The sequence below is a fragment of the Flavobacterium ginsengiterrae genome (assembly GCF_039539785.1).
Taxonomy (GTDB): Bacteria; Bacteroidota; Bacteroidia; order Flavobacteriales; family Flavobacteriaceae; genus Flavobacterium; species Flavobacterium ginsengiterrae.
The window spans coordinates 58,306-75,316 of sequence record NZ_BAABDU010000005.1; the positions used below are offsets into that span (position 1 = coordinate 58,306).

The window sequence follows — 17,011 nt, forward strand, 5'->3', positions numbered from 1 at the left end:
TAAATTATATAGTTTCAGAATTTGGGGCAGTTTCTTCAAATTCTGTTTTTCTAGTAAAGGTAATTTGAATTATCAGTCCGTTGTCATTTTTCATTTCAAAAATTCCATCAATCTGGTCGCTTAATCCCGTAATTAAGTTTACGCCCAATGATTTTTTTTCGATAAAATTAAAATTTTCGGAAACACCAATTCCGTTGTCGGCAATGACTAATTTATACGTGTTTTCGCCAATGTTTTTCAGTTCAATATGAACTTTACCTTTTTTGTCAACAGGAAATGCAAATTTTATGGCATTACTAACAGATTCGTTTATTATTAATCCCAGCGGTATAGCTTGTGAGACATCGAGACAGACTTTTTCTATATCCAGAATAAAATGTATCTGGTCATCGATTTCAAAACATTCTTTGATATAATCTATCAATTCATAAATATACCAAGACATATCTATATTGGTCAGATTATCAGATTGATATAATTTTTGATGAAGTATTGACATTGCCTGCATTCTGTGTTGGCTGTTTTGTATCGCCAGCAAGGCATCTTCGTTGTCTAAATAAGCGGATTGTGTATTGAGTAAACTAATTACAATTTGGAGATTGTTTTTTACTCTATGATGAATTTCTTTTAAAAGCCATTCTTTTTCAACGAACATTTTTTGGTTCAGTTTATTTTGCGCGTCGATTTCCTGTTTTTTTATTTCCAGTTGTTCGTTGATTTTCTTTTTCAACCAAAAACAATTGTAAAATAATATTATAAAAAGAACTAAAATAACCAGACTTACTATAAAAACATATAGAATTACGGCATCGTTTCGGGTTTGAATTTTTTGCAGTTTGTGCTCTGCAGTAAGCGAATAACTGATTCTATTTTTATAGGATAAAATAAAAATTGACTTGGTCTGAGCGGTCAAAAAAAGGTTTACTGTTAAAAATAAGAAAGCGGCATATAAATGACGCACATGTTTTTGGACAGAAAAGAAGGTTCTACTATTCATTTTTTTACAATAATCGATTATCAAAATTCTGCAAATTCATGTGCGTTACTATTTAATTGTTTCTATGATACCAATAACAAATAATCATGGCTGCTCCGGGTAAAATTAAAGTTCCAAGACCAAAAAACTTTCCGGCAACTGCTCCAAGAAAACAGCCTATTAGAAAACCAAAAATGGTAACCAATTGTTTCTTAAAACTTAAAAGCGAATCGGCATCGTTTGTTCCGTTTTTAATCAGGTTTCCTAAATCTAATGAAGCTTGAGTTACATTTCCTGTCATCATCGTTGTAGGTCCGTGGGTTTCTTTAGCAAACAATTTTCCGAAAGCATTCTGAAGTCCCATTGCAAATACAGTTGACATGGCTACAGCGTACATCGTCCATTCTGAAAAATTTTCTAAGTAACCAAAAACATAAGAAGCGATTCCGGACAAAACTAATATTACGCCTTCCCAAAATAAAATAGTGTAACGGTTTATACTTTTTAAAGCGATTCTTCCGCCAACGATTACAGCTAAGATGAAAACAGGAAAAGTCAATAATTTTATCCAAGCGTGAACATCAGAACCTTTGATGATTTGATAAGCGAAGACAATAAAGTTGCCCGTAACGTGTGCCGAAAATATCGAATCGGCTGCGACAAAAGTTACGGTATCGCAATACCCTGCTATAATGGTTAAAAGCAGGGTTACGTACCAAATATTTTTTTGAATTTCCATAGTATTAATTTAAGTGGGCACGAAGCATCCACGCCATTTTTTCGTGAGTTTCTACAAGACCAGTAATGTAATCGCTTGTTCCAGCATCTTGTAAATCATTAGCGATATGATTGATATTTTCACGTAAGTAAATAACGATGCTTTCGTGATCGATAAGCAATTCTTTAATGAAACCGTTAGCGTCATTTTTCTCTTTTAACTCTTCTGAAAGATGCGTCAATTCTAAGAAGTCTTTTAATGTTGCAGGAGTATAATGACCTAAAGCTCTGACTCTTTCTGCAACTGAGTCCATAATTTCGTCAATCTCTTCGTATTGTTTTTCGAAGAAAAGATGTTTGTTGTAAAAATCCGGACCTTCAATGTTCCAATGCGCTCTTCTTGTTTTGGTGTACAATACAAATTCATCTGCAAGAACTTTAATTAATACATCAACTACTTTGTTAATGTTTTCTTGTTTAATTCCGATGTTTGCTTTCATTTTAAATTAGGTTTAGTAAATAATAATCAAGTGAATATGTTCCTGCTCCAAGAGCGAGAATTAGTAATAAGGATAAAGTGTACATATAAGGAACGTCGCGTACTTCGAGCGAATCTTTTCTATGAACCACAAAATAACCAACAGCGGTTACACCAATTGTTGGCAAAACGGCTAAGCGTGTTCCGAGTCCGAGAATAATAAAAAAAGGAACTACGGTATCAGAGAAAGTTGCCACTAATCCGTTTAGTTTTTCAGGAAGATGCAGCGGATTCGGAACGTGTTCTTTTTGTCCGTTTTCGACTCTGAATTTTTTCATTCCGTGCACTCTAAAAAGTTCGACAGCCAATAGAATTCTAAAAACCAGAATTGCAGCATTGTTGAATGAACTTCCTAAATCTGAGTTCAGGATTTGTTTTATAAGGTCTATCATTTTTATAATATTAAAAAGCAAAACAAGAACAGCCTAAAGCGCCCCAAAATGCATTGTAATTGTTAACAGGAACGTTGCTCAATCTTGCAGCATCGTGATTGTGTAAGTGCACATCGCAGCTGCCACTGCAACTGTGAATCTGAGAAGTCAGACTTGGTTTTGCATGAGTATGTGCATTTTTCTCAATTGTACTTTGAAAACTGCTTCTCGCTGGATATCCGTTGTAAATATTCGTTGGAGACCAATCTGGCAAAATCGGAATATGTGGCGGCGAGAACGAAGAGAAATCGCCATTTGCGTAGACAATTTTTCCGTCTACAATCGTTAAATCGGCTTCGATTTTTTTGATGTCTTCATCGTCGATGCTAAAATAATCACGATCTAAAACCACTAAATCGGCAAACATTCCTGTTTTTATATCGCCTTTTTTAGTTTGTTCCTGCGAAAACCAAGCGCTTCCTCTGGTGTACAATTCAAGAGCTGTTTTTCTGTTCAATCTCGTTTCATTATACAATTGCAGACCGCCGATTGTTTTTCCAACCGTCATCCAATACATAGAAACCCACGGATTATAACTGCTCACGCGTGTAGCATCTGAACCCGCGCCAACCGGAACTTCCATCTCAATCATTTTTTTGATTGGCGGTGTATTTTCGGCTGCTTTTGCTCCGTAACGATCGGTAAAATATTCACCTTGATACGCCATTCTGCTTTGTATCGCGATTCCGCCACCAAGTGCTTTTACACGTTCGATATTTCTTTCGTCAATAGTTTCAGCGTGATCAAAAATCCAAGGCAATCCGTTGAACGGAACATCTTGATTTATTTTTTCGAAGACATTCAAAAATCGGGTTATACTTTCGTTATAAGTCGCATGAAGCCTAAACGGCCAGCGGTTTTCTACCAAAAGGCGAACTACTTTTTCTAGTTCTGCTTCCATATTTTCTGGTAAATCAGGTCTTGGCTGTAAGAAATCTTCAAAGTCGGCTGCAGAGAAAACCAACATTTCGCCCGCACCGTTATGACGATACATATCGTTTCCTTGATATAATTTTACCGTATCAATCCAATCAGAGAAATCTTCAAATTCGTGTTTTGGCTTTTGTGTAAAAAGATTATAAGCGATTCTTACCGTTAATTGCTTTTTTTCGTTCAATTCATTTACGACTTTATAATCATCTGGAAAATTCTGAAAACCACCGCCGGCATCAATCACACTTGTGATTCCGAAACGGTTTAATTCTTTCATAAAATGACGTGTCGAATTGATTTGATGTTCATACGAAAGTGTCGGACCTTTAGCCAAAGTCGAATATAAAATCATAGCATTTGGCGTGGCGATAATTAATCCCGTTGGTTCTCCGTTTGCATCTCTTTCGATATGACCGCCCGGAGGAGCTGGTGTGTTTTTGTTGTAACCAACCGCTTTAAGCGCCGCTCTGTTCATAATGGCTCTGTCGTATAAATGCAGAATAAAAACCGGCGTTTCTGGAGCAATCGCATTGATTTCTTCCAAAGTCGGCATTCTGCGTTCGGCAAACTGAAATTCTGACCAGCCGCCCACAACACGAACCCATTGCGGATTTGGAGTGCGGTCTACTTGTTCTTTTAACATTCGAAGTGCATCAGCAAGAGAAGGAACGCCATCCCAGCGCAATTCTAAATTGTAGTTTAACCCGCCGCGAATTAAGTGAATGTGTGAATCGTTGATTCCTGGAACCACTCTTCGGTTTAAAAGATCAATTATTTTGGTTTCTGAAGATGCAAAACTCATGATCTCGCTGTCGTTTCCAACAGCAATAAATTTTCCGTCTTTTATGGCTACAGCGGTTGCATTTGGTGTTTCGGTATTGAAACTGTGAATTTTTCCATTGAATAAAATTAAATCTGCTTTCATAACTTTACTTATTTAGAGTTTAATTTTGTGATCGCTTCTTTAATTCCTTCGCCTGCAACTGTGTAGAACGCTGGTCCTGCAAGCAGAATAATTTTAGTTAAAGGCTTATTGTCTGATAATTTTTTCTCTTTTAAATAATTCTGCGTTCTGTAAGCTTCAAAAGAACCTAAAACTACATTTGACGCTACCAAAGCTGTTGGAGAATCGATTCCGGCATCTTTAATATCACTCGCAAAAGAAAAATTGCTAACGCCTAAACGCAAAGCCTCACGCATAGCAACACTTCCTACACTGATCATTAAATCTGGAGTAAATTTGCTTCGGTCGCCCAGACCAATAAGTAAAAGTTTTTTTGATGCTAAAGTTCCTTTTGGCGGTGTAATCAATAAAGTTTCAAGAGCATGTCCTGTAAATTTGCCGCTTTTTCTTAATTCGGTAATTAGGCCTTTAAAAGCATCGTCAAGATGCACCATTCCGTTAAGATTGGCAGGAAGTGCAGGAGGGTTAAAAATATCCCCTTCTGTATATTCAAAAACGCAGGCAACTTGTAAATCTGCTTCTGCTGCAGATGGTCCTTGAACCAATCCGTTTACAGCAACTCCGTCTACTTTTCCCCAAGTTGTAGTCGATCCGAGTGCAGCGTTTTGTGCAAAAGCAGTATTTGTTAAGCCTGCGAATAGTAGAAAAATTAGAGTCGTTTCTCTAATCGCATATTTTTTGAAAATGGCTATGTTTTTCATATTTAGAAATTTAGTTGATGTTGTTTTTATTTTAAACATATAGTGACGTAGATTTTGACGCGGATGACACGGATTCGCTATCGCGAAAACGCGGATTTACACAGATTTTTTTAGAGGATTTTATTTAAAAATCCGTTTTTATCAGCGTTTTCGCGATAGCGAATCCGTGTCATCCGTGTTCTTTTTAGGCTATGTGTTTAAAAGAATTATGTTTTTAAAATTTAAATCCAAGTCGAGCATTCCAGAAAATACCGTCTTTAGAATTTGGAATAATGTCGTTGATAAAAGCGCCAGTTTTAAAATATTGAATCCCGCTTACGACTGAAATATATTTGTTGACGCTGTAAGTGAAATTGGCTAAATAAGCCGTTCCGATATAACGTTCGTCTGATTCACTTCCTCGAAGATTCAATGTTCCGCTTGGTCTGTAAACTCCGTCTTGCGTTGAGAATCGCCAGTTAAAAACCACATCGACCTGCATCTTTAGCGTTGGCAGTAAATCCATTGTGGCGTACGGATGAATATCGATAAGATTGACCGGTCCAACCTGCGGACTAAAACCAAAATAACCTCCTTTTGGATACAGCGGATTAAAGGTTTGTAAATTCGGATTGTCTTTGTTCTGATCTCCTGAGATATAATCGTTTCGAAGATTTATGGTCGGTTTAAATTTGATGTTTTCAAACAAATAACCCAAATCTGCCGAGGCTGTCCAAGCGTTTATATCTCCTGAACCAAAACTTCCGAATTGATAAGCGGCTTCGAGATTATAAATAAAACCGCCGCCGTATTTCCAAAATCTTGTACCAACGGTATGTCGTTTTTCGGGAGCAATTCCTTGTTCAAAAAGCGATTCATTTCTTTTGATTCCGAGATAATACAAATCCAGATTTCCTGCTTTTGGGAAAATGATTTTAGAATAAGCGCCCCAAAGATTCAGTTGTTTCGACATTTTATTATCAAAAACACCGGTGTAAATCGTATCGGCCATCATGGCAAAACCATCAATTGAGAATCGGGCAGAGGAGTACATTATTTTTCCTCCTGTAAAATACAATCTTGCATTTGGCCCTTCTCTTACCGAAATCAATCTTCCAGAACCGTAATCAAGTTCTTGTCTTCCGGCGCGGACAATGAGTTTTTTATCTTTTTGCTGCCAAAGTGTGACATCCAAAAACAGATTTTGAATATTCAGTTGATCTTCGTCAATGCCTCTTGCTCCATTTACTCTGCCATCTTCTAAGGCACTTCTTAATTGTGCAAATACTCTAAAGGTTTTTCCTAAATGAATATCGGCATGAAGATCGTAACGCTGTAAAAGAAAATTGTTGTGGCCAATATTTAATCTTCCCCAATCTTCATTATTGAAATCAACGTATTCATATCGTGCTTCGCCTCCAAAAGACAGGTAAAAATCTTTCTCTTGATTTAAAGGAACAAATTTTAACTTCTCGTAAAAGTTTCGGGTAGAATCTTTCAGCGATTCGTAATTTTCGTCGTAACGTAAAAGCTTAAAATTTTGTGCCGATGCGATACTTCCCAAAAAGAGAAAAAGAAAAAGTAATTTGACGTTGTTTGATATGGTTTTTGTTGATCTCAAAATAATGAAGCGTAAAAGGATTGTGTTTATTTTTGTTTCAAGTTTCAAGTTTCAAGTTTTAGGTTTTAAGTTTGACATTGACATTGACATTGACATTGACATTGAAATTTGAAATTGAATTTTGAAATTTGAAATTGATTTAGTGTTTCAACATGTTGTGTGCGTAGTGAATTCCTAATCCGTAAGAACCACCATGTTTTTTCATTAAATCAGTTACCGGAACATACGTTTCCTGACGTCCCCAGTCTCTTTGAAGTTCTAATAAATACTGAATTGAAGTTATTGGCATTGCACCAGCTTGGATCATTCTTTGTACCGCACGTTCGTGTGCTTCTGCAGTTACGTCTCCGCAAGCGTCTGTAATTACGTAAACTTCGTAACCTTCTTCAATTGCCGATAATGCTGGCCCAACGATGCAAACACTTGTCCATAATCCTGCCAGAACTAATTTTTTCTTGTTTTTTGCCACGATAGCTTTGTATGCGTTTTCGTCTTCCCAAGTATTCATTGAGGTACGATCAATATATCCTGAAGTTGCGATTGGGAAAAATTCTTCTACTTCTGGAAAAACTGGTCCAGAAAAACTTTCTTCTGCAACCGTTGTAACTACAGTTGCTACATTAAAGATTTTTGATGCACCGCCGATAATAGCAACGTTATTTCTTAATTCGCTTAAAGCGATATTGTTTGTAGCAAATGCCATTTGACCTTCAAAGTCAATTAATACTAATGCGTGATTGTCTGGTGATAATAAGTTTACTGATGGTTTCATGTTATTTATTTTTAAAAATTATTAATTAAATAAGCCTGTAAATTGTTAGGCTTTGATGTTTTTATTGATTTGTAAAGATGAATTGCCTCCTGCTTTAGCTGGAGGTATTTGGAATTATTCTCAAAATGGGGCTTTAGCCAAAAGCCGCTTATTGGGCTAAAGCCATAATTTTGCTTAATTTATTTTCCTCCAGCTAAAGCAGGAGGCAATTGAAATTAAATATTAATGTGTAGAAAGTTTTTTAATCATTTCTACAGAAACAGAATCGGCATAAATACCAAAAGCGCTGGTTAAAACTCCTTTTATATTGTAGACGTCAGAGATAATTCCGTACACGATGTCTTCGTCGCCGGGATCTGTATCGCCTTCAAAACGAAAAATATATTCAATCTTAAATTCGTCAGGAGACATAGACTGCGAGTTATTGTTGTAACGAATACAGTTTACATCAAGATTGAAATTTTGTGTAAAACCTTGAAGATTCAGCCATTGAAGCGCTTCTGTAACCGTGTCAAATGAGGGTTGTTGAAATAAACTCATAAGAAGATTTTTTTTAAACTGCCTGTAAAAAGGGATTTTTATCAGGCAGTTTGGTTAATTAAAGACTGTCAGATTATGCTTTAATAAATTCTAAAATATCTTTATTGATAGTTTCAGCCTCAGTTGTCGGCATACCGTGAGGAAAACCTGGGTAAGCGATTAATTTGCTGTTTTTCAAAAGAGCTGCTGCTTTTGGAGCCTGATTAAAAGGAACGATTTGATCGTCTTCTCCGTGTAAAACCAAAACAGGAATATCTAAACTTTTAAGATCTTCTGTAAAATCTGATTCAGAAAACGCTTTAATTCCGTCGTGATGAGCCAAAACAGAACCCATCATTCCTTGACGCCACCAGTTGTGTTTGATACCTTCTTGAACAGTTTGTCCTTCGCGGTTCCATCCGTAAAAAGGAATTGGGAAATCGTAAAAATATTGTGCTCTGTTAGATGCTGTTCCTTGTCTGATTTCGTCAAAAACAGATAATGGCACACCTTCAGGGTTCGATTCTTTTTGAATCATAACAGGTGTTACAGCACTTATGATTACCGCTTTTGCAACACGTCCTTTTCCGTATTTTGCTGCGTAACGAATTACTTCACCACCTCCAGTTGAGTGTCCAACGTGAATAGCATCTTTTAAATCTAATGCTTCAGTCAATTCTGCTACGTCTGCTGCGTAAGTGTCCATGTTATTTCCTTCAGAACTTTGTCCAGAACGTCCGTGTCCGCGGCGATCGTGAGCAATAACTCTGTAACCTTGTTTTAAGAAAAACATCATTTGGGCATCCCAATCATCGCCAGATAATGGCCATCCGTGGTGGAAAACGATTGGTTGTCCTGTTCCCCAGTCTTTGTAATAAATCTGTGTTCCGTCTTTTACTGTAATTGTGCTCATTTGTTATGGTTTTTAATTATTGATTTAATTTTTAATATGTTATTTGTTAATTGTGTGGTTTTGTGTTATTGATACTGCAAATCTATTGTGGAATAGAAAGTGTGTCTATTAATCTAGATTAAGAAGGTGTTTTTTGCTGTTAGTTCTTAATCTAGATTAATCTTCCTGGCTTTTGTCCAACGGAATATTTTGATTGTTTTTATTTGAATTATTAGAACGATGCACAAGAATAGCCAAATAACATGCCTTTCTGCTGATGCCTTTGTTTATAAGGGTTTTGTAGATTTTGGCTGTATTTTTTTGTTACGATATATCGTAAATTTATTAGTGCAGTAATGAGAATTAAGGAAATTTAGAGAGCTTTATATGTCGCAAAAAAAAGTCTGATAAGATTTTTTAAACCTTATCAGACTTTTTTTTAAAAATGAAAAATTACTTCCTGTTCTTCATAAACTAAAGAGAAAATGCGGAAGCAGTATTAAAAAATCAGCTTTTACTTTTGAGAAATATTGTTTTTTATAAATTGAATTTCAACCACAGCGCCATTATCATTAAAAAACGAAACTCCGCCATCGAGCTGTTGTGCCAAACCGCTGATTAAATTGATGCCTAAAGTCTCAGAAACATCAAAATCTTTAGGGAAACCAATTCCGTTATCTTTGATTTGAAGTTTTATTTTAAAGTTTTCAAGAGACTTCATATTTATTAAAATAGTCCCTTTTTGATTCTCTGGAAATCCATATTTTATGGCATTTGTAATACTTTCATTCAAAATTAAACCTACAGAAACGGCTTGCGCTTCGTCTAAAAGTAACGGATCAAGATCTACTTCAAAAATGATATTTTGCATATCAAAAGTATCGCGGAAATTATGCAAAAGTTCATTAATATAATTTTCCATTTCAATTTCCCGTACAATATCTGTTCTGTATAATTTTTTGTGCAAAAGAGAAATCGCGTATAATCTGTGCTGGCTTTTTTGAATGGCGTCAAAAGCTTCTTTATTTTTTAAAGTAGACGATTGCGAGTTTAAAAGACTCATCACAATCTGCAGATTATTTTTTACACGATGATGAATCTCCTGCATAAGCGATTCTTTTTCGATTACGAGTTTCTGCAATGCTTCATTTTTATTATCAATTTCATTTTTTTGATTGATCAAAAGAAAATTGTTTTTCTTTTTTTCCTGATAACTTATCCAAAACAGAACGATGCTCACCAAAAGAAAAGCAACCACACAAATACCAAATTTTATGGTGCTTTGCGCTTTAATTGTTTTTTCTTTTTCGGCATTCATATTTGATTTTAAGGCAGAAAACTCTTTTTCTTTTTTTTCAAGACCATATAAAATCTGCAATTCTTCAATTTGCTTATTTTTTTTCTCATTAAAAATAGAATCATTCAAATTCTTATATTTCTGAAAATATTTGATTGCTGTAATGTAATTTCCTTTCGCAGAATCAATTTTAAAGAGATATAAATTGGCTTCCTTTACTTGAGAGAGCTCTACAATTCCGCTGGAAAAATCAAGTGATTTCTGAAAATTGACTTTTGCTTTATCATAATTTTTATGCTCTTCGTAGAATTTTCCAAATTCAAAATAAGCCTTAGATAAATCAATAATATACATAGGAGAATTGCTTTCTTCATATAAGTTTATCATTTCTATAAACTTAGCTTCGGCACGTTTTGTCTCGTTGTTTTTGTTGTAGCAATAGGCCAGTGAACCATATATAATGGCTTTATCTGTATTTTTTTGAGGAGGATATTGCTTTATAATATTTTGTACCTCTTTTAAAGCTTGTTTTGGCTTTTTTGTCTGAATTAATTCTTTACTCAATAAATCAGTAAAGGAATATAAGTTGGTATAATCCATTTCTTCTCTGGATTTAAGAATAGCAATTGCTTTGGTAAGCAATTCAATGCTTAAATCATGTTTGCCAAGATCTTTATAAGCAATGGCAAGCTGTTCATAAAAATCAGGAGCATTAGATAATTCCTGTGTTTCTTCCATTGTTTTTACGCACGCAAGGGAATAATAAAGACTTTTACCTAAATCGCCTTTAAGTCTGTAAACATCTGCCAGTAAATCATAAGTGAACTGCAGTTTTTTATATCCAATTTTTTTATAAATACCAAGCGCCTGAAACAATCCTTTTTCGGCCAGATCTAATCTTCCCTGGTTTAAATGAGCATCGGCTTTGTATTTTATGATGTAAGCGAAATCCTCAAGCCTGCCAAGTTTTTTATAAAGCGGCGCGGCTTTATCAAAGCAGATTATGGCTTCATCAAAAGATTTAAAATTTCTGGGAGACTGCCAGAATAATCGTTTACCCAGCATTTTCCATAAGTCGGCTTCCTTTTTATATTGCTTTGTTTTTTGATAAAATGGAATAACTTTTTGTAAAGTTTCTATAGCTTTTGGGTAATTATTTTCCTCAAAAAAAAGTTCTCCATAATAAACGAGACATTTATATTTTGGATTTCCATCGCTAATAGTATGGCTTAAAATAAAAGCCTTTTCAAAATTTGAACGTGCGCTGTCAAGATCTATTTTAAAACTGTCCGGTTTGTATAAAAAAGAAGCTCCGTGATCAAGATAATTTTGAATTTTGGCTTTAGCCAATGATTCATCTTTGCGGTTTGAAATAGAGTGAGATGCAGGAAGTTTTATGGAGTAGCAATTCCAGCTCAGTATTAAAAATAAAAGTAAACACTTTACTGTACAACATCTCATCATATATAAATAAAAAATAACCTTTAGGAAAATAATAGATTTTTGGAATTGTCTGCGATACGAATAAACAATTGAGTTTTTAAAAGTAGATAAATTCATTTAATTTTTAAATGGCTGACCATAAAAATGAACTGATTCAGTATTAAACTTTCTAAAAATTGAAATATTGTAATATAAGTTTTGCAGAAGTCTCGATATTTCGACAGCATTCTTATATTTTCTCTTATATCGAGACTTTACAAGCCTTGGTATTATTCAAAAGACTGATATTCATTAGTAATATTCTTTGGTATGTGTTTTGGCTTTATGCTATTGTTGACAAAAACAAAAATACTTAAAGCAATTTATCATGATTTACGAAAACAATACTCTTGAGTTTTTAAAAGTTACCGAGATTACCAAATCCAGTAAAGAAAAAACTTTTGACACAGGATCAACAGACATGACTTTTGTCTGGAATAGAGGAAGTTCGACACGTATTATCGTGAATCAAATTGACTACAAATTATCCAAAAATGATATTATCATTCTTACCAATCATCATAAAATTGAAGATGCCGATTTTGAGTCAGCGAGATTGATAAAATTCAATCTTCCTTTTATTAATCATATCGGTTTAGAAATCGAGAATAGTTTAAAAGGCGATTTATTTTTTAATGTAACCAGCGTTCCGATATTATCTATTGAAGAAAGTGAATTGGACGCATTTGAAAACTCGTGGGATATTTTTTGCATTGAAATGAAATCCAAAGACAATCTGCAATACGAAATGCTTCAATCGATTTTAAAACGAATTATTATTCTCTGCGCCAGAAAATTAAAAAAAGAAAACAAAACGATTGCTGGCGAAAAAGAAGCAGATATTTTAAGAGACTTTAGATTTTTGGTCGAAAACTATTTTGCAAAACATCACGACGTTGCTTTTTATGCTTCAAAACTCAATAAATCTCCCAAAACGTTATCAAACCTATTTTCGTCTTTATCAGACCGAACGCCGATTGATATTATTCACGAAAGAATCATGGTGCATGCGCGAAAGCAGATTTACCACACGACAAAATCCATAAAAGAAATCGCCTATGATTTAGGTTACGAAGACATTCAGACTTTCAGCCGATTTTTTAAAAATAAAGAAGGTTTATCTCCGCTTCAATATCGTGAAAGAAGCCGTGTAGCATCAAATAATTTCTAAGTTTTTACAATAATTTCAGATGAAGGAAAAATCGTTAAAGCATCGGGAAAATGTGTTTAATGTATTGATTTTTAGGTGTTGCATATTTGTATTGTAAGATTTACACTTTAAAAATTAATCAATAAAATTAAACCTATGAAAACAACTTACCACACAAAGAAAATCAACGGAGTTGAAATTTTTTACAGAGAAGCCGGAGACAAGAAAAAGCCAACTTTGTTATTGCTGCACGGTTACCCAACTTCGTCACACATGTTTAGAAATTTGATAAACGACTTATCAGATAAATACCATTTAATCGCACCAGATTATCCGGGTTACGGAAGAAGTGAACAACCGCCAATTGCCGAATTTAAATATACGTTTGAAAATATGGCAGCGATTATGACACAGCTTTTAAAAGAATTAGACATTCAAAAATTCAGTTTGTACTTAATGGATTACGGTGCGCCGATTGGTTTTAGAATTGCTATTGCAAATCCAGAAAAAATAGACAGTTTAATTATCCAAAACGGCTGTGCTTACGAAGAAGGTTTAGAAGCTTTCTGGGATCCGTTTAAAGTATATTGGAAAGACATCAACAACAAAGAAGCGGCAAATACTTTGCAAGGATTTCATAGTCCAGACGGTTTAAAATGGCAGTACACGCACAATGTTCCAAATCCTGAACTTGTTTCTCCAGACAATTGGGAAATTGATTTAAGACATTTGGAGCGACCAGAAAATAACGAAATTCAATTGGCAATGTTTTACGATTACCAAACCAATGTTGTGTTGTATCCGCAATTTCAGGAATACTTTAGAAAATACCAGCCAGAAACGCTGATTGTTTATGGAAAAGACGATTATATCTTTCCTGGCGTAGGAGCAGAAGCTTTCAAAAAAGACTTAAAAAATCTGGAATTTCATCTTTTTGAAACAGGACATTTTGCCTTAGAAAGTTACGGAAAAGAAATAGGCGAGCTGATTGAAGATTTCTTAGATAGAAAAGTTTCAAAATAAGACAAACAGAATCAACATGGAAAAAAAATATCCATTACCGCCATTTACTTTAGAAACCGCACTGATAAAAATTCAACTGGCAGAAGATGCCTGGAACAGTCAAGATCCAGAACGTGTTTCTCAGGCTTACACAGTTGATAGCGAGTGGCGTAACCGATCGGAATTTATTAACGGACGTGAACAAATTGTTGCATTTCTGACAGGAAAATGGCAGCGAGAACTAAACTATAAACTAAAGAAAGAATATTGGGCACATACTGATAATCGAATTGCAGTTCGCTTTGTGTATGAATACCAAAATCAAGAAGGAAAATGGTTTAGAGCGTACGGAAATGAAAACTGGGAATTTGACGAAAATGGCTTAATGGCTAGAAGATTTGCCAGTATAAACGATTTGGAAATCGAAGAAAAGGAAAGGGAATTTAAATGATTTTCAAACCATAACGAAACAACTTTAGATTGAAAGTAATATGAATACCTATCTGGAACTTTTATTTCTGTTTATAATGGCCGTTGTTGGGGGCGCTGTCAATGTAACTATTGGCGGCGGCTGGTTTATTATTTTTCCAAGTCTGATTTTTAGAGGAATACAACCTGTACCAGGAACAGCAACTACGACGATTGTTCTCTGGTCGGGTTTTCTTGCTTCCTCAAAAAAGATAAAAAATACAGGAGAAATTTCGAGAACAAATTTTAATTATATGCTTTCTGCCTGCACTTTGGGAGGAATTTCTGGAGCCGTTCTTTTAATTGCATTTTCACATAAAGTGTTCGAAACAATTGCACCTTTTTTATTGTTAGGCAGTTGGATTCTTTTTACGTTTTATAATCGTATATTTAACTTTTTTAATTCTGATAATCAATCAGTAAGTAGTTTTAAGTATACGCCTGTAAAATTAATTCCGCTCTTTGTCTTGGGAATTTACGGAGGCTATTTTGGAGCCGGAATGGGAATGATATTGTTTATTTTATTTCGTTTATACGGCATCAAAAACAATGAGACTTTAGAGAGAATAAGTCTGATTTTGATAGCTGTAAACAACGGAATTGCAATACTCATTTTTATTTGGTCAGGACTGATTTTCTGGCCTTTTGCTCTTGTTATGATTGCGGGCTCTATTTTGGGCGGTTTTTTAGGGAAAGCTTGGAATGAAAAAATCAACACACTTTTACTAAAAAGAAACGCCATTGTTTACGGAGCAACGGTTACACTTTATTTTTTGGATATCATTTAAATATATATTTATGAAAAGAATTGCAATTAATGGTTTTGGACGCATAGGTCGTGCAGCCTTAAAAATTATTACCGATACACCTGAAATGGAAGTAGTGGGAATTAACGATCTAATGAGTATCGAAAATGCTGTTTATCTGCTTCAGAGAGACAGTGTTTATGGAAAATATGAAAAAGAAGTTACCTTTACAGAAGACACAATTTTCGTTGATGGAAAAGCAATAAAATATACAGCAATCAAAGATCCGGCAGAACTTCCGTGGAAATCTCTGAATGTTGATGTTGCGATAGAAAGTACTGGTTTCTTTACCAACAAACCCGATGCAGAAAAACACATTCATGCAGGAGCAAAATTTGTCGTTATTTCTGGTCCGACAAAAGATACGCCGACGATTGTTCATGGCGTAAATACAGAAGAAGGTAAAGTTGCCATCTTTTCGTGCGGAAGCTGTACAACAAACAATATTGGACCAATAATAGAAATTTTAGGACGACGTATTGGTGTTAAAAAAGCAATTCTAAATACAACTCACGCTTACACAGCTTCTCAAACTTTGGTTGATGCGCCTTCTAAAAGAGAGCCAAGAATGGGACGCGCCGCCGGACTCAATTCGGCACCTGCAGCAACCGGTGCAGCAGTAGCGGTTACAAAAGCTTTACCAGAGTTCGTTGGTAAATTTGACGGAATTGCAGTTAGAGTTCCAGTGCCAATTGGTTCTATTTCAGATATTACTTTTGTAACAGAAAGAACAACAACAGTGGAAGAAGTTAATGCCGTGTTATCAGAAGAAGCTAAAACGCCAAGATATCAGAAAGTTTTGGATGTCAGTAACGAACAATTGGTTTCTTCGGATATTATTAAAAATACTTTTGCTGCAACCGTAGATCTCGAAATGACAAGAGTTGTAGACGGCGATTTGGTAAAAGTAATGGCTTGGTACGATAACGAATGGGGATTTACCAACCAAATGATCAGACAGATTCAGGAATTGTAATCATTTGTCTTTTAGTTAAAAACAACTATTAAAATCTAATAATGAATTATCAAGAACTAGCTTTCAGCGATGCCATAAAAGAAATTCAGGAAAAAAAGGGAAGCCGAAATAGTTATGCCCGAATGGAAAAAACGTCTTACACAGATGGTTTGACAGAATCTGAAATTGGATTTATCGAAAGTATGGACAGCTTTTATATGGCAACGTACGGCGAAAACGAATTTCCGTACATTCAGCACAGAGGCGGACCGCCGGGCTTTGTAAAAATCATTGATGATAAAACGATTGGTATTGTTGATTTTGCTGGAAACCGTCAATATATTTCCAGCGGTAACATTTCTAAAAATCCAAAAGTGGCAATCATTATGGTTTCGTATCCACAGCGTGCGCGTCTAAAAATGTATGCCGAAGCGGAAATCATAGACATTGAAGCCGATAGTGAATTGTATGAAAAACTGAAACCCGAAGATTATAAATTCAGACCCGAGCAAATGATGATTTTCAAGATAAAAGCCTACGACTGGAATTGTCCGCAGCATATTACGCCTCGGTTTTCGGTTGCGGAAATTCAGGAAGTTTTTGATCTTCAAAAAAAACATATAAGTGATCTTCAACAGCAGATTAAAGATTTAGAAGCGCTTCTTTCGAAAAAGTAAAAAGTTGTGATTCATTGTAAATCTTAATGCTGGCGCGAGCGTCTCGCTCGTGCAGTTTTGAAAATATAAATTGCGTCCAGCTTTAGCTGGATGTTGAAATTCAAAAAATCAAAAAGGCTTTAGCCAAACTT

17 protein-coding genes are annotated in these 17,011 nt (G+C 35.0%); 6 read left to right on the forward strand and 11 right to left on the reverse strand.

The window, feature by feature from the left end; translation table 11 throughout:
* Window positions 1-4 precede the first annotated feature (4 nt).
* From ABD859_RS16010 to ABD859_RS16060, 11 genes are all read right to left on the reverse strand, one after another.
* Window positions 5-997 carry a sensor histidine kinase gene (locus ABD859_RS16010; RefSeq protein ID WP_345145604.1) on the reverse strand — a complete coding sequence of 331 codons (993 nt, stop codon included), beginning with the start codon at window positions 995-997 and terminating at the stop codon, window positions 5-7.
* Window positions 998-1,049: 52 nt separating this feature from the next.
* Window positions 1,050-1,715 carry a YoaK family protein gene (locus ABD859_RS16015; RefSeq protein WP_345145605.1) on the reverse strand — a complete coding sequence of 222 codons (666 nt, stop codon included), beginning with the start codon at window positions 1,713-1,715 and terminating at the stop codon, window positions 1,050-1,052.
* Window positions 1,716-1,719: 4 nt separating this feature from the next.
* Window positions 1,720-2,193: a Dps family protein gene (locus tag ABD859_RS16020; RefSeq protein WP_345145606.1), complete on the reverse strand. Its 474-nt coding sequence runs from the start codon at window positions 2,191-2,193 to the stop codon at window positions 1,720-1,722.
* A gap of 1 nt (window position 2,194) precedes the next feature.
* Window positions 2,195-2,623, reverse strand: coding sequence for a DoxX family protein (locus ABD859_RS16025; RefSeq protein WP_345145607.1), 429 nt, complete (start codon window positions 2,621-2,623; stop codon window positions 2,195-2,197).
* Window positions 2,624-2,633: 10 nt separating this feature from the next.
* Window positions 2,634-4,520 (reverse strand): amidohydrolase, encoded by a 1,887-nt coding sequence (locus ABD859_RS16030; RefSeq protein ID WP_345145608.1) that lies wholly within the window; start codon window positions 4,518-4,520, stop codon window positions 2,634-2,636.
* A gap of 8 nt (window positions 4,521-4,528) precedes the next feature.
* Window positions 4,529-5,260: a M17 family peptidase N-terminal domain-containing protein gene (locus ABD859_RS16035; protein WP_345145609.1), complete on the reverse strand. Its 732-nt coding sequence runs from the start codon at window positions 5,258-5,260 to the stop codon at window positions 4,529-4,531.
* 214 nt (window positions 5,261-5,474) lie between these two features.
* Entirely contained in the window at window positions 5,475-6,908 is a 1,434-nt protein-coding gene (locus tag ABD859_RS16040; protein WP_345145610.1) for an alginate export family protein, read from the reverse strand.
* Window positions 6,909-6,999: 91 nt separating this feature from the next.
* Complete coding sequence (locus tag ABD859_RS16045) at window positions 7,000-7,632, reverse strand: hydrolase (RefSeq protein ID WP_345145611.1); 633 nt, start codon at window positions 7,630-7,632, stop codon at window positions 7,000-7,002.
* Window positions 7,633-7,854: 222 nt separating this feature from the next.
* Window positions 7,855-8,172, reverse strand: coding sequence for a phosphoribosylpyrophosphate synthetase (locus ABD859_RS16050; RefSeq protein WP_269236041.1), 318 nt, complete (start codon window positions 8,170-8,172; stop codon window positions 7,855-7,857).
* A 73-nt stretch (window positions 8,173-8,245) separates the two neighbouring features.
* Complete coding sequence (locus tag ABD859_RS16055) at window positions 8,246-9,064, reverse strand: alpha/beta fold hydrolase (RefSeq protein ID WP_345145612.1); 819 nt, start codon at window positions 9,062-9,064, stop codon at window positions 8,246-8,248.
* A 493-nt stretch (window positions 9,065-9,557) separates the two neighbouring features.
* Complete coding sequence (locus tag ABD859_RS16060; RefSeq protein WP_345145613.1) at window positions 9,558-11,690, reverse strand: tetratricopeptide repeat-containing sensor histidine kinase; 2,133 nt, start codon at window positions 11,688-11,690, stop codon at window positions 9,558-9,560.
* 460 nt (window positions 11,691-12,150) lie between these two features.
* Between ABD859_RS16060 and ABD859_RS16065 the strand changes: the two genes are divergently transcribed.
* From ABD859_RS16065 to ABD859_RS16090, 6 genes are all read left to right on the forward strand, one after another.
* Window positions 12,151-12,993, forward strand: coding sequence for an AraC family transcriptional regulator (locus ABD859_RS16065; RefSeq protein ID WP_345145614.1), 843 nt, complete (start codon window positions 12,151-12,153; stop codon window positions 12,991-12,993).
* A 135-nt stretch (window positions 12,994-13,128) separates the two neighbouring features.
* Window positions 13,129-13,995, forward strand: coding sequence for an alpha/beta fold hydrolase (locus ABD859_RS16070; protein WP_345145615.1), 867 nt, complete (start codon window positions 13,129-13,131; stop codon window positions 13,993-13,995).
* Window positions 13,996-14,011: 16 nt separating this feature from the next.
* Window positions 14,012-14,425: a nuclear transport factor 2 family protein gene (locus tag ABD859_RS16075; RefSeq protein WP_345145616.1), complete on the forward strand. Its 414-nt coding sequence runs from the start codon at window positions 14,012-14,014 to the stop codon at window positions 14,423-14,425.
* 40 nt (window positions 14,426-14,465) lie between these two features.
* Window positions 14,466-15,230, forward strand: coding sequence for a sulfite exporter TauE/SafE family protein (locus ABD859_RS16080; protein ID WP_345145617.1), 765 nt, complete (start codon window positions 14,466-14,468; stop codon window positions 15,228-15,230).
* Between the two features lie 10 nt (window positions 15,231-15,240).
* Window positions 15,241-16,224, forward strand: coding sequence for a type I glyceraldehyde-3-phosphate dehydrogenase (locus ABD859_RS16085; protein ID WP_345145618.1), 984 nt, complete (start codon window positions 15,241-15,243; stop codon window positions 16,222-16,224).
* 41 nt (window positions 16,225-16,265) lie between these two features.
* A complete protein-coding gene (locus tag ABD859_RS16090) occupies window positions 16,266-16,880 on the forward strand; it encodes a pyridoxamine 5'-phosphate oxidase family protein (RefSeq protein WP_345145619.1) in 615 nt (204 codons plus the stop codon).
* The last annotated feature ends 131 nt before the right edge of the window (window positions 16,881-17,011 follow it).